Consider the following 14,096-nt stretch of genomic DNA (forward strand, 5'->3'; position numbering starts at 1 on the left):
CACCTCGGTTAACGCAGCGATTTAATATTATACAGCCGGTGCAGATAACTCTGCTCTGCTGTCAGATAAAGCGGAGTCAGGGGTGTTACAGCCACTCCGTTCAAGGTACCGCGATAAAAACGACCATCCTGTTGGTAATAGGCCAGATCAAATACCGAATGCAGCACAAAGGGCTCACCGCCACTTTCGCCCAGATAGATCATCACATGGCCGGGGCGATACAGCAAATCACCGACCTGTGCTGACTTTAGCAACGCCAATTTGTCCGCCACCGGTAAATCTTCGGCAAAACGCCGGTTTTGCCCAAAGTCTCCATAACCTTGCTCACCGGAATTACGCGGCATCAGCAGACCAAAGGTACGGAACACATCGACCAGCAAGCCGGTACAATCAACACTGTTATAGTCATAGCCCCAGCCATATCGCTGCCCGAGGTATTTAAACGCCTGGCGCAGCAGCTGCTCTGTGGTGTATGGCAGGTAGCCCACCGACACGTCCTGGTTGCGCGCAATCAAGGCTGGCACCAGCTCTAGGTTGCCATCCGCGCCCCGTATGGGTAGCTGTACAATATAGCTGGCATGCGGATTCTGGCCATAAATACTGTGCCCCTGACTGGCGGCAGTTAGTAACGGTAGCCGCACCCCCATATCCAGTTGCAGCTCAGAAATAGCGGCCAGCTCAGGGTTGAAATTAGTGTGCGCTCTGGCGCCGGTGATTACCAGAAAGGGTTCAGCTGCGGCATAGGCTAATACCTGTTGCCTTTCGCCGATCGCGAGCGCTGAGGTTTCTACCCAGCCGGTGTAATGATAGTTCTGAACCAGTGACCATTGCTGGTCCGCGGTTTGGTGTAACACCGCCAGCGGCTCACCGACGAAGACGGCAGTTTCCTGCAGGCGGTTTAAATCCAGCGCCATGGCGTCATTAAAGATCCGCAGTTTCGTCGGAAAGGCTAACAGCAAGCTGCGTCGGGTGACCAGGGCAAACCGCGTCGGATTAATCTCAGCAATGCCATCGCGATTCAGAGCAGCTTGCAGTGGCAACCAATCTGCTTCAACCAGCGCCCGGCCATCGGCGAAAAAGCGCGCACTGCCCGGAATACTGCTAACCTTATTCAACCGCTGTAACAACTGCTTGCGGGAATGGCTAAGCGGGATTTCGGCGATGGGTTGCATTTCTGGCTGCACGGCAAAGGTGCGCTGATTAAAAGCCTGGATTTGTTGCGCGTCGAGCAGTAGTTGCTGAGCTTCTGGCAGTTTCGTCAGCCAGTAGTCTGCGCTTAGATGCTGTCGCTGTAGTAGCGGAATGTCAGACTGCCAGTCCGGGGTTTGGGCACGGCCACTACCCGGCAACAATAATGGCAGCATCATCAGCCAAAAACAGGTGCTTACAGCCAGTATTCTGTTCAACCCAGACTCCGTCGGAATGAAATATTCCTGAATTTGTTATTTTTTAGCATAAATTATTTTCAAAACCAACAAAAGATTGCTATGTTAATTTTGTGCAGAAAATCTACATCCCTGCACAGCGCCGCACGGCTAAGCAGCGTAACGATGAAATAATTATAAAGGGTGTAATATCCAGGAGAGATTGCAATGAAGTTGAACAGGCTCATTCAGTCCATTGCCCTTGCCGGCTTGGGCTCATCAGTCGTCATGGCGCAGGACACAGCAGTTCCGGACGCCGAGGATGCAAAAGTAGAACGGATCCGGGTTACCGGTTCCAGCATTAAAAGAACCAATATCGAAGGTTCGCTGCCGCTGACCGTATTTAGCAAAGCGGAAATCGATGCTCAGGGTATTACCTCCGCAGAACAGCTATTAATGCAGCTGAATATCGCCGGTAACTCGTCAGATAACCTGGCCAGTAATGGCGGTATCGTCTCAGAAGAGCAGCGCGGTAATAATGGTGTATCCGGTGCCAACCTGCGTGGTCAGGGCGCAGATGCGACACTGGTGCTGTTAAACGGCCGCCGGGTGGCAACGCACGGGTTAAAAGGTCGGGCAGTAGATTTGAATTCAATCCCTTTTGCAGCGCTGGAACGGGTTGAAGTACTGCGTGATGGTGCTTCTGCCATGTACGGTACCGATGCCATCGGTGGTGTTATCAACTTTATCACCAAGAAAGATTATACCGGTGCCGAAGTTTCTGCTTTTGCCGATACGACTGAAGCCGGTGGCGGTAATATCTATCGTACTAACCTGTTACTCGGTGCCGGTGATATTAATAAAGATGGCTGGAACGTGTTTGGTACTCTGAGCTACAAGAAAAATGAGACGCTGGAGGGTACCGATCGTGCTTTCTCCAATACTTTTCAGCCGGAGCGTGGTTTATCACCCGATACCCGCGGTACCCCTTTTGCAACAGTATTTAACCGGCCGGCGGCAGAACGCAACCTGATCGGTACCGGTTTACGCGATCCACGTGATGGCATGAATATGATTGCCATTAACATTCTGGATTTACCAGGCGGTTTAGGTTGTGAAAATGGCGGTCCGAATATGGGCCCTTATGATGAGCGGCTCTGGAGTTCAATTTCGTCACGTTATGCCTGTGCCTGGGATTATCCTGCCGCCGCGCGGATCCAGCAGCCAATGGATAGTCTGGATTTTATCAGCCGGGCTTCTTTCAAGCTTAGTGATGAGCATATGGCGTACTTTGAGTTTGTTGGCTCAAAAGTTGATGTCAGCAAGGCGTTTGAACCCAACCAAATCTCTCCGGGTGCCGTTTTTAACCGCAGCACCTGGTATCCGGTAACAGGGGCATCGTATAACTTAATTTATACCGCACTGGCAAACTACTTTGGCACCAGCCAGCTAAACTATGGCGAACCTATTGCCTACCGTTGGCGCTGTATGGCATGCGGACCACGGCAGATTGATACCGAAACCAAATCTTACCGCATTAATGCTGCATTCGAAGGCATTATTAGTGCTTTTGACTGGGACTATGCCGTCGGCTTATCCCGCGCCTCCAGCACCTCAAACTCAATACTGGCCAGCGGCTATCATTACACCGATGCGTTACAGCAGGTTCTGGGTAGTGGTTTAATCAACCCCTTCCTATTCCCGGGACAACGCCAGTCTGATGCTGGTATGGCAGCGTTACAAGCAGCGTCTGCTGACGGCGTACGCTTGTATGACGGTGAGTCGTTGATGACACAGTTGGATGCCACCTTTACCGGAGGGTTAGGTTTCGAGCTACCGGGCGGTGAAATTCAGGCCGCTATTGGTACTGACTTACGCCGCGAGGAATTTAAGTTTAACGGTGATCAGCGCGCACAGATGCGGCCGATCTTTAATGCGCCCTTTGACAACGCTAACGTGCTGGATAAAGTCAGCCGCGATATTAAAGCGGTTTTTGTAGAGTTTTATCTGCCGGTATTAGATAGTCTCGATGTCAGCCTGGCCGGTCGTTATGACCGCTATGATGGTTTTGGCAGCACCACTAACCCTAAAGTCAGCTTTAACTATCGTCCGATAGAGGAAGTAATGATCCGCGGCGCCTTCAGTACTGGTTTTAAAGTGCCCTCTTTTAACCAGTTGTTTAACGGTAACACCGAGTCGCAGTATACCGGCTTAGATCTGGCTGACCCGGCAACTTGTCCGGGCGCAGTCGCCAGTGAGACCATTCCGGGTTGTGCCTCGATCCGGCCGGTGGAGATTTTTGGTGGTAAGCCAGACCTGAAACCGGAAGAATCAGAGCAGAAGAGTTTCGGTGTAGTGGTTGCGCCTTTTGATAACTTTAACTTTAGTGTCGACTGGTGGGAAATTGAGCGTACCGATACTATCCGCTCAGCACCTCGGGATGTTCTAATCAACAACTACGATGTGTTTCAGGCGAACTGGATCCGCGACAGCAATGGCCAGATCGTTGCTATCGATCGCCGCTTTATCAACTCGGGTGGTACCCTGACCCGCGGTATTGAAATTGACGCTAACCTGACCGGCGATTTCGCTGATGGCAAATGGCGCCTGAACCTGAACGGTAGCTATATTGATACCTTTAAAACTAAGGGACTGGAGACGCTCCCATACAGTCCTAACCTGGTTGGCGAGTATGTACGCTACTTTAACTTACCGATTAAGTGGAAACATACGCTGAATCTGAGCTATACCCGAGGTGACTGGAGCCATAGCCTGACCCAGATCTACCGTGATGGCTATAAAGACGAGTTGCCGGTGAGTGTCCGTAATGGCAGCTATACGCCAAGCGGTTGGAATCCCAACGTCAGTAGTTATACCACCTACAACTACAGCATGACCTACAGTGGCTTTGATAACCTGAACTTTACCTTCGGCATCAAAAACCTGTTTGATGAGGACCCACCGTTCACCGCGCATCAAAACGACTTTGCTGCCGGTGCCGCCTGGGAACCACGGATTGCCGATCCTCGTGGTCGGGCCTATACCCTGTTGCTGGAATATAAATTTATGTAGCCCAGCTTAAATGCTAAAAGCCCGCGCAAGTTGCGCGGGCTTTTTTTGAGATGTGGAGTCAGCCGGTAAGCCGGGTTCTGTGCTCTGTTGCCAGAGTGGCAATCATTCCTCTAGGACTTAGGTCACCCTAAGCCTCCAGCAATCTACCCGCCCCCAACGCGGGCCGCGCCATAGGGGGCCTATTTGATCTTGCTCCGGGTGGAGTTTACCGTGCCACGAACTGTTACCAGTCGCGCGGTGCGCTCTTACCGCACCCTTTCACCCTTACCTGATCCCAGCTGTAAACAGCTAGGCCATCGGCGGTTTGCTCTCTGTTGCACTGGTCGTAGGCTCGCGCCTCCCAGGCGTTACCTGGCACCCTGCCCTGTGGAGCCCGGACTTTCCTCCCCTTGCTTGCGCAAGCAGCGATTGCCCTGGCCGACTCCGTGGCGGATTATACGCGAGAATCGCGTTAAGGGCTAACGCTAATCTGTTTGCCAACTCAGCGCCAACTGATAGAGCGCATTTTTCTTTTCGTTATGAATTTGTGCCGCCAGCGCTGCCGCCTGTTTCAGTGGCAACTCAGCGAGCAGGATTTTTAGCGTACGCTGCACATCTTCACGGACTGAGTCATCGGCTTTCGCCGGTGCCGGTGCAATCATCAGCACCATTTCGCCCTGACAGCGCTGTGGATCCTCAGTCAGCCAGCTGCTGATCTCTGCTGCGGTGCCACAAGCAAAATGCTCAAAGGTTTTGGTCAGCTCTTTCGCTAAAACCAGCTGCCGTTCTGGCCCGAACACCGCGACCACATCTTGCAGTGTATCCAGAATCCGTCGCGCTGTGTCATAACAAATAATGGTGCCACCGGCGGCTGGCACCTCGGCTAACTGGTTTTGCCGTTGCGTCGATTTCGCTGCTAAAAAACCGATAAACTGAAACTTATCGGTAGGCAGGCCGGCGGCACAGAGCGCAGTGATAAGTGCACAAGGCCCGGGGATCGGTACTACCGGCACACCGGCATCCCGACACTGCCGTACCAGGTTATAGCCAGGATCGCTAATCAGCGGTGTACCGGCATCGGAGATTAGTGCCACCTCTTCGCCCGCCAGGCATTTTTCAATAATGCTGGCAGCGCGCTGTTTCTCGTTATGGTCATGCAAGGCGAATAAACGGTTGCTGATTCCCAGATGCTGTAACAGCTTTCCACTGTGGCGGGTATCTTCAGCGGCGATACAGCTAACCTGCTGTAAGGTACGGATTGCACGCTGGCTTATATCGTCCAGATTGCCAATAGGCGTGGCTACAACATAAAGTGAGCCGATTTGTTTAGTCATAAGTCGCTATTTCATTGAGCTTAACGGGTAGTGTCAGTAAGATACCACTATTAACACCTTATGGTACTGTGCATTGTGAAAACCAGCAAACTGAAGCCTGTATTCCTGTTATCCTTCGCCGGCCTGCTAAGCAGCTGCGCGCAAACACCGGCCCCATCCGGGCTTGAGGTCAGTCCTATCGAGCGGCCGCAAGTTGTCGCTCCGGCTAAGCCTGACACCACAGGTCCTAAAGTAACAGCTCGTACGGATAGCGCCGAATCACTATTACAGCAAGCTGCCAGCGAGAGCGGTGAACATCAGCAGCGCTTACTGCTGCGCGCCTCTCGTCAGGCCCTGGCGGAGCAAAACGCTGAACTGGCACTTGCTATTAGCGATAGCTTGCAACTAAGTGAAACAACCGCCATCCGCTCGGCGAATCAATTGCCATTATTACAAGCCTATCTGGCACACAACGAATTGAGCCTGGCCGAGCGCTTAGTTCAGAACACCAATCCGGCTCAGCTGCCGCTGGCAGATCGACCGGCATTTTTATGGGCCAGCGCCAGCCTGTATCAGCAAGTGGGCCGCAGCTATGCTGCTGCGCGTGCCTTACTACACTTGGACCAACTGCTAGCCGACAGCCGTCAGACGGAAACCAACTACCCTGAGTTACAAGCGCAACTCTGGCAGCAGCTGAGTAATCTGGATAATACTGAGCTAAACAACCTGAAAGTGGGCGCCAGTCAACGCAGCCTCGGCTGGCTGAATTTACTGGAGCTGGTACGTAACTATCTGGGCGCGCCGCAGCAACTGCAGTTTGCACTGGCCGATTGGCAGCAGCGTTATCCGCAGCTGCCGTCACTGCGCGAGCTGCCGGCGAATTTACAACAGCAACTAGCCTTAGAACCCTATCAACCGCGCAAGATTGCTGTGTTACTGCCGTTTAGCGGCCAGTTCAGTCAGCCGGCCAGGGCCATTCAATATGGCTTGTTAGCCGCCGCGGCTCAGAACCAGACCTCTGAGCGCCAGTTACTGTTTTTTGATAGCCAGCAACCGATGGCAGCGCTGCAGCAACAACTTGCCACGGCCGGTGTCGATTTTGTCATAGGGCCACTATTGCGGGATCAGGTTGATGCTATCAGCCAACTGCAGGACTGGCGTTACCCGACGCTGTTTTTAAACAGCCGCGACAGCAGCCGGCAGCCACAGGCCGATCGTTTTTACTTTGCACTGAATATGGAAGATGAAGCCACACAGATGGCACAGCTATTCGCCCGTAAAAACTATCAGCGGCCAGTGGTAATAAGTGCCCGCAATGCCATTAGCCAGCGTATGCTGCAGCAGTTTAGCCGGCAGTGGCAACAGCTTGGCTTTGCGGCACCGGAAAATTACGAATTTACTGCCCGTGACGAGCTGGAAGCGCTGGTTACCCGGCTGTTAGAAACCGACGCCAGTCGTGAGCGTATTCGTCAGATCTCAGGCCTGATCAGCGGTAAGGTCGAGAGTGAACCGCACAGCCGGCGCGATATTGACGCCATTTATCTGATTGCCGATCCGGTACAAACCCGGATGTTTAAACCCTTTCTGGACGTCTCCGTCAGCCAGCATGGCCCACGCTTACCGATATACGCCAGCTCCCGCAGCTATACCGTTGGCGGAGATGCCAATGATCTGCGCGACTTAAACGGCCTGACCTTTACGGAAACGCCCTGGCTGTTGGGTGAGCAACATATTCTGACGGTACGCGAGCAGTACCTGCAGCTATTTCCGGAGCAGGATGAAAGCCTGCAACGCTTATTCGCGATGGGCTTTGACGCCTACCAGCTGGTGGGCAGCCTGAAACAGCAACAGCAATTGCCGTCGTTAAGCTTCCCAGGCTTTACCGGCCGCCTCAGTGTACTGAGTGACGGCAGCATCAGCAGGCAACTCAGTTGGGCCAGCTACCAAAGCAACCGCCTGGTTGCGGTGCAGGAGCCTTAAACACCTTGAATCAGCAGCAGGGAGCCTACTACGAGCAACTGGCCGCCAGTTACCTGCAACAGCAGGGGTTACAACTGGTAGCACAGAACTTTCAGTGCAAAGCCGGCGAAATTGACCTGGTAATGCGACAAGGCTCCTGCTGGGTCTTTGTTGAAGTAAAGTACCGGGCCAGCCAAGCCTTTGGTGGCGCCCTGGCAGCCGTAACCTATAGCAAACAACAAAAGGTCCGCCGTGCGGTCCAGTGGTATTGTCAATTACACCGTTTAAATGAACAACCTTGCCGGATCGATGTCTTAGCCGTGCAAGGTCCGGCACCATACCAATACCAGTGGCTGCAAAACGCCTTTAGTTAACAGGAATCAGGATGCAGGAACATATCAGACATCTGTTTAGTGAAAATATCCAAACCATGATCGCCACCAGTGAGGCGCTGGCCGGCCCGATTGAAAGCAGTGCTTTACTGTTGGTTGATGCCCTGATCAATGGCGGCAAGGTGATTTGCTGTGGCGAAGGTGCCTCCCGCAGCCTGGCCAGTCATTTCGCGCAATTATTGTTAGATCAGTTTGAAACCGAACGCCCTTGCCTGCCGGCCTTTGCCTTGCAGGCGGATGCGTCCAGCCTGCAACCGGGCAACCAGCAGAACCATGATTATCTGGCACGGCAGGTACGCGCCCTGGGGCAAGCGGCGGATGTGTTGGTGGTGATTTCTCTCAATGGCGCAGAACAAAGCCTGATCCGGGCTACCGAAGCGGCCTTAACCAAAGATATGAAAGTGATCGCGCTGACCGTGGATAACAGCAGTGAGTTATCCGGTTTGCTCAACCAGCAGGATGTGGAATTAAAGGTGCCAGCACATCGGCCGGCGCGGGTGGTGGAGTGTTACACCTTCCTATTACATTGTGTCTGCGAATTAATTGATATGACGCTGTTCCCACAGCAAGGAGAGTTCTAATGGCTAAATTATTACCGTTACTGGCTGCATTGTTAGTACTACAAGGTTGCGCTGCCGCCGTCGTTGCCGGAGGCGCTACAGCGGTGACTTCGGCCCATGACAGACGCACCCTGGGTTCACAAATTGACGATAGTAGCATAGTGATGAAAGCGCGCCGGGCGCTGAGTGAAGATCAGCTGACTGCCAAAGGCAGCAATATCAATATCACCAGCTATAACGGCGTGGTATTGCTTACCGGGCAAACGCGCAGCGAACAAGTTAAAGAACAGGCGCAACGGCTGGTACAGGATATTCCGAGCGTTAAAGTCGTACATAACCAAATCCGGCTGGGTAACAATACCTCCATGACCACCCGCACCCGTGATAGCTGGATTGCAACTAAGGTAAAAACGCAGTTGCTGGCAGATGAGCGGGTCAGCGGCCTGAATATTCGCGTGGTCGCCGAAAACCAGGAAGTCTTTTTAATGGGACTGGTTGGTGGCAACGAGGCCGATCGCGCCGTGGATATTGCCCGTAACGTCGAAGGCGTAGTGCGGGTGATTAAAGCCTTTGAAAACCCGTAACATCAATTAACATACCCGGCGGCGTTATTAAGCAGCCGGGTACTGTGTTAACGCACTGCACGTATCGCGTTCAAAACACCAGCAGACGAACAAAATCCAACCTGTCAGGATTAACACTCCTGCAAGGCTTTTAGGATCTTAGAATGAAACTCCCGGTGTTTCAGGATCAATAGCACCAGCACCGTAACCACCATAAACAAAGCGGCATCAATAAACCAGGTCAGGGCCGCGAGCGAAAAATAAATCGCTCTTAAACCATAGTTAAAAGAGTGCCCGGCCTGATCAATCACCTTAGCGGTGCGATTTGCATACAACTGCTGCTCTTCCGGCGTCAGGGCTTTACCGTCCGGCGCGGCGCCAATCAGCACGCCGCCAAAGCCATACTGCCGTAACGACCAGGTAAACTGGAAAAAAGCAAACACATAAATAAAGGCTAATAACAGGATTTTGAGCTGGATTTGCATTTCCGACTGCACACTCCACGGGATCAGACCGCTGAGCATGGTACTGAGTCGCTCACTGGAGGTCAGCACTGTCAGTAAACCCGCCAGGATCAGCAAACAGCTGGAGGCAAAAAAGGACACATTGCGTTCCAGGGTAGAGATCAAACCGACATCGGCCATCTTATTATCCCGGCGCAGCATCTGCTGCATCCAGTCATTGCGTTTGCGGCGCATTTCAAATGATAAGCAGGTCGACGTTTTCGCTCTTTTCTTGGCATACAGCGTATAACCAGACCACACTACACTGAACCAGAACACTGCTATGATATCCAGCCAACTCAACATTTTTACCTCTCTATCACTAGGGCGTATTGTAGCACTTTAGCCGACCAGATAGGTGCCGGTGCCGAGCGCAATATGCAAGCCTTGCTCGTTATGCAGCTCCATCCGGCATACTGCGACCTTGTTACCAGCCCGGATCACCCGCGCCGTGGCAATGAACTCTTCACCACGACCAGGCCGCAGATAGTCGGTGCGAATATCAATGGTACTCATCTTACCAAACCGCTCTGCCAGTTCAGCCGGCGCCACGCTGCTAACCCGTCCCAGGGCACTGGCAACGGCCATTAAGCCGCCGGCCACATCCAGTACCGAGGCGATCACGCCGCCATGCAGAATTTGCTGCAACGGGTTACCGACCAGTTGCGCTGACCAACGGAAACGGACTTCAGCCCCCTCCTCATCAAAGCGGGTAACGGTTAGGCCCAGTAGTTTGTTAAACGGCATTTCGTTGAAGGCAGCGGCAATATAGTTAAGTAGTTGTTCCGGCGTCATTTTCAGCTCAGTGGTAAGACCTTTTCTGTCAGTGTAGCGGCAAAGGTGGCTGCTGCAAAGCCAATGCTGCTGTAAAACTCAGGCTTTTCTGCATACAATAGGCGTTTTTTCTGAGGTGCATTTCGGGTGTCAGAACAACTGCTGGCGGTATTAAAGCAAAGCTTCGGTTACAGCAGCTGGCGTAACGGTCAGCAGGAGATTATCTCGGCTGTGCTGCAGGGCCGGGATTGCTTTGTGTTGTTGCCCACCGGCGGTGGTAAATCACTCTGTTATCAGTTGCCAGCATTGCAGTTGCCCGGCGTGACCCTGGTGGTGTCGCCGCTGATGTCGCTGATGAAAGATCAGGTCGATAGCCTGCGCGCCAACGGCATTGCCGCAGCCTATGTCAACAGCAGTTTGAGCCGGGAAGCGGTGTTGGACGTGCTAAACCAGCTGCGTTATGGCGAACTGAAACTGCTGTATGTGGCACCCGAGCGTTTGCTGCAACCGAGCTTTCTGGAGCGCTTGCAGGAGGTTGGCGTCAGCCTGTTTGCCATTGACGAAGCCCACTGTATCTCACAGTGGGGCCATGATTTCCGGCCCGACTATATGGCCTTGTCGCAACTGAAACAACGCTTTCCCGGTGTGCCCTTTATTGCTCTGACCGCCACTGCCGATCCGGCGACGCAGCAGGATATTCTGCAGCAACTGGGGTTAAGCAACCCTTATATTCATCGCGGTAGCTTTGACCGGCCGAATATCCGCTATACGGTACAGGAAAAATTCCGCCCGCTGGAGCAACTGCTGGCTTACCTGAAGCAACAGGAAAACCAGAGTGGCATTATTTACTGCAGCTCCCGGCGCAAAGTCGATGAACTGACCGCGCAACTGCAGGAACGGGGTTATAAAGTCGCAGCCTACCACGCCGGCCATGACTCAACCGAACGGCAACGGGTGCAGGATGCCTTCAAGCGTGACGATATCAACCTGATTGTTGCCACCGTGGCCTTTGGCATGGGGGTCGATAAGCCGAATATCCGTTTTGTGGTGCATTTTGAATTGCCGCGCACCATTGAAGCCTATTATCAGGAAACGGGCCGCGCCGGTCGGGATGGTGTGGCAGCAGAGGCCGTGCTGCTGTTCGATCCGGCAGATATCGGCAGGATGAAACGCTGGCTGGAAGCCGAGGAAAACCCGGGCCGGGCCGAGGTGGTATGGCAGCGCTTTTTATCGATGGCGGCCTTTGCAGAAGCGCAAACCTGTCGCCGACTGGTACTGCTGAATTACTTTGGTGAAGCGCGGCAACAGGCCTGCGGCAACTGCGATATCTGCCTGAACCCACCACAACAATTTGATGGCACCGAGCTGGCCCAACAAGCGCTGTCCTGCGTGTACCGGGTTGGTCAGAATTTCGGTTTACATCATGTGATTGAGGTACTACGCGGTGGCCAGACGCAGAAAATCCTCGATTTTGGTCATGACAAGGTCTCGACCTGGGGCCTGGGCAAAGCACTGAGTCACGATTATTGGCTGAGTATCTTCCGTCAGCTGATCCATTTTGGCTTATTACAACAGGATATCAGCCATCATTCGGTACTGCGGCTGTTACCGGCAGCGCGGCCGGTATTGCGCGGTGAGCAACAGTTATCTCTGGCAGTACCCAGGCTACAAAGCGTGGCGAAAGCCCCGGCGAAACTGGCCAATCAGAATTATGACCGTCAGCTGTTTGCACGGCTCAGGGCACTGCGCAAAAGGATCGCTGAGCGCGATGATGTGCCGCCCTTTGTGGTATTCAGCGACGCCACCCTGATTGATATGTGCCAGAAACTGCCGACCGATAATGCTGGTATGCTGGCGGTAAGCGGCGTTGGCTATACCAAGCTCGGCCGCTATGGCGCCGACTTTCTGACCGAAATTAACGACTACTTAGCGGCCGAATTGCCTGCAGGCGGTAAGCTGGCGTAAAAGGCAGCGATATCGGCAATATCCTGCTCTGACAGTCCGCTTGCCATCGGTGACATCACCGCATGGCGGCGCTCACCATCGCGGTAGGCCTTTATGGCCAGCTGCAGGTATTTCACTTTCTGACCAGCCAGATTCGGGTACTCGGCAATCACCGCTATACCATCAGCGCCATGACAGGCCACGCAGACCGCGGCCTTTTGCCGGCCCTGTTCAATATCAGCCGCCAACGCTGGCCAGGCTAAGGCCAACAACAGTAACAGAACATGCTTGTACATTAGGATCCCTCTGTTTATTATCATTATCACCCTATTAATCCGCAAACTGGCCTGCTGCTCAAGCCATCTGCACGTCTATTCCGGAGTTTCTTTTGCTGCTGTGGTTACGCCGTTTCACCTGTCTGCTGCTGGCCATGGTCTTTAGCCAGCAAAGCTATGCTATTGAGCAGCCGCTGGCAGAGCAATTGTTGCAGCGCTCCATAGTGGTACCTAAGGTGCAGTATCAAATTACGGCGGTGGAACTCAGTGCCGAAGAGTTAATACGGGACCGGGCGCTGTTTCACCAGTTTAATGATTTACCCGCCGGCAAGGCCACACTCAGAGTTACGGCACAACAAGCACTCTGGTTGCTGGTACAACTAAACAATCCGTTTCCAGAACCCTGGCAAGCCTGGCTGCATTACCCATTTTTACCGGCAGATCGACTCAGCTTTTACCAATTACAACCAGAGATCCCCAGCGCCCAGCTATTGGGTAAAACCGGTAGTTTGTTGCCATACAGCGAGCGTGCCCTACCGGTACGGGGCTATGTCCAATCAATTTCTCTGGAGGCCAATGGCAGTGCAACCTTATTATTAAAAATTCAGGATGCGTCCTTGTTAGGTACTGAGCTCAGGCTAGCCAGTTTACCGATCTTACTAGCCGAGGCGCAGCAACAGCTGTTAGAAGATGCCTTGCTCAGTGGCGTATTGTTGTTGCTGGTTTTAACCATTCTGTATTGCAGCTGGTTACAGCGTAATACAGCGCTGTGTTTTCTGGCCGGATTCTATCTGAGCTTTGCGCTGGTATTGGGTATTTTAAACGGGCTGGCTTTTAATCAGTTATGGCCGGTTTACCCTGAGCTTAACCCGGTTATTCTCTATATTGCAGTCGGCAGTTGCCTGCTCTGTTTATCCCTGTTTAGCCGCCGTAGTCTGCTGCAATATGCTGGCTCCAGAGCCAGACAACTCAATATGCTGGCTGCTGCGGCAGCCTTGTTACTAATCTTTAGCCCCTTATTTGCCAGTGGTCCGCTGAAGCTGCAGCTGCTGTTTGTCAGTGTCAGCGTAACCCTGAGCATCGTTATTATTCAGGCCATCTATATCAGCCTGACCACTGAGCTGAAGGCCGCTCCCCGCTACGCCCTACAAGCGACGCTTGGTACTTTCTGCCTGCTGTTTGTGCAAACCCGCTACCTGTCGGGGTTTGCCGAGTGGTTAAATCTGGCTATTTTTTTGCTGTTAGTCTCCAGCGCCCTGCTGCTGCAGCCGGCACGGTCGCAGTACGTCAACTGACGATTTTTACACCAGCCTATTGCGTAGCAGCCGTCCGGCACACTAAAATGCGCCGGCGGCAAGTCGCCGTTTCACGACTACAATTCATTAATAGTTATTTCGT

The 14,096-nt window shown here is 53.1% G+C and carries 12 protein-coding genes and 1 other RNA gene; 7 read left to right on the forward strand and 6 right to left on the reverse strand.

The features are described 5' to 3' along the window. Window positions 1-8 precede the first annotated feature (8 nt). Window positions 9-1,406: an SH3 domain-containing protein gene (locus tag AJE_RS07115; RefSeq protein WP_008950283.1), complete on the reverse strand. Its 1,398-nt coding sequence runs from the start codon at window positions 1,404-1,406 to the stop codon at window positions 9-11. A 186-nt stretch (window positions 1,407-1,592) separates the two neighbouring features. On the opposite strand from AJE_RS07115, the gene AJE_RS07120 reads away from it, so the two are divergent. Then, window positions 1,593-4,436, forward strand: coding sequence for a TonB-dependent receptor (locus tag AJE_RS07120; RefSeq protein ID WP_008950284.1), 2,844 nt, complete (start codon window positions 1,593-1,595; stop codon window positions 4,434-4,436). Between the two features lie 50 nt (window positions 4,437-4,486). Here the strand turns inward: AJE_RS07120 and rnpB are convergent. Together rnpB and rsmI are read right to left on the reverse strand one after the other, a co-directional pair. After that, window positions 4,487-4,861, reverse strand: an RNA gene (gene rnpB / locus AJE_RS17965) — RNase P RNA component class A. A gap of 39 nt (window positions 4,862-4,900) precedes the next feature. Beyond that, window positions 4,901-5,749, reverse strand: coding sequence for a 16S rRNA (cytidine(1402)-2'-O)-methyltransferase (gene rsmI / locus AJE_RS07125; protein ID WP_008950285.1), 849 nt, complete (start codon window positions 5,747-5,749; stop codon window positions 4,901-4,903). A 75-nt stretch (window positions 5,750-5,824) separates the two neighbouring features. On the opposite strand from rsmI, the gene AJE_RS07130 reads away from it, so the two are divergent. From AJE_RS07130 to dolP, 4 genes are read left to right on the forward strand one after another with little or no spacing between them, the layout of a single operon-like run. Next, window positions 5,825-7,708: a penicillin-binding protein activator gene (locus AJE_RS07130; RefSeq protein WP_138984206.1), complete on the forward strand. Its 1,884-nt coding sequence runs from the start codon at window positions 5,825-5,827 to the stop codon at window positions 7,706-7,708. Between the two features lie 5 nt (window positions 7,709-7,713). Next, window positions 7,714-8,061, forward strand: coding sequence for a YraN family protein (locus AJE_RS07135; protein WP_008950287.1), 348 nt, complete (start codon window positions 7,714-7,716; stop codon window positions 8,059-8,061). An 11-nt stretch (window positions 8,062-8,072) separates the two neighbouring features. After that, a complete protein-coding gene (locus AJE_RS07140; RefSeq protein WP_008606700.1) occupies window positions 8,073-8,660 on the forward strand; it encodes an SIS domain-containing protein in 588 nt (195 codons plus the stop codon). Further along, a complete protein-coding gene (dolP, locus tag AJE_RS07145) occupies window positions 8,660-9,223 on the forward strand; it encodes a division/outer membrane stress-associated lipid-binding lipoprotein (protein ID WP_008950288.1) in 564 nt (187 codons plus the stop codon). Before AJE_RS07140 ends, dolP begins: the two co-directional genes overlap by 1 nt. A 110-nt stretch (window positions 9,224-9,333) precedes the next feature. Here the strand turns inward: dolP and AJE_RS07150 are convergent, their stop codons facing one another. Together AJE_RS07150 and AJE_RS07155 are read right to left on the reverse strand one after the other, a co-directional pair. Continuing rightward, window positions 9,334-10,011 (reverse strand): DUF599 domain-containing protein, encoded by a 678-nt coding sequence (locus tag AJE_RS07150; protein WP_008950289.1) that lies wholly within the window; start codon window positions 10,009-10,011, stop codon window positions 9,334-9,336. 36 nt (window positions 10,012-10,047) lie between these two features. Further along, on the reverse strand, window positions 10,048-10,500 hold the full coding sequence (locus AJE_RS07155; protein ID WP_008950290.1) for a thioesterase family protein: 453 nt from the start codon (window positions 10,498-10,500) through the stop codon (window positions 10,048-10,050). A 126-nt stretch (window positions 10,501-10,626) separates the two neighbouring features. Between AJE_RS07155 and recQ the strand changes: the two genes are divergently transcribed. Continuing rightward, window positions 10,627-12,444, forward strand: coding sequence for a DNA helicase RecQ (gene recQ / locus AJE_RS07160; protein ID WP_008950291.1), 1,818 nt, complete (start codon window positions 10,627-10,629; stop codon window positions 12,442-12,444). Here recQ and AJE_RS07165 read toward each other — a convergent pair. Next, window positions 12,402-12,719, reverse strand: a complete 318-nt coding sequence (locus AJE_RS07165; protein WP_008606695.1) for a c-type cytochrome — start codon at window positions 12,717-12,719, stop codon at window positions 12,402-12,404. The two genes, recQ and AJE_RS07165, sit on opposite strands and share 43 nt — an antisense overlap. Before the next feature lie 92 nt (window positions 12,720-12,811). Here AJE_RS07165 and AJE_RS07170 point away from each other — a divergent pair, with 92 nt between their 5' ends. After that, complete coding sequence (locus AJE_RS07170; RefSeq protein WP_008950292.1) at window positions 12,812-13,993, forward strand: 7TMR-DISMED2 domain-containing protein; 1,182 nt, start codon at window positions 12,812-12,814, stop codon at window positions 13,991-13,993. The last annotated feature ends 103 nt before the right edge of the window (window positions 13,994-14,096 follow it).

This window comes from Alishewanella jeotgali KCTC 22429 (genome assembly GCF_000245735.1).
In the GTDB taxonomy this organism is placed as follows: Bacteria; Pseudomonadota; Gammaproteobacteria; order Enterobacterales; family Alteromonadaceae; genus Alishewanella; species Alishewanella jeotgali.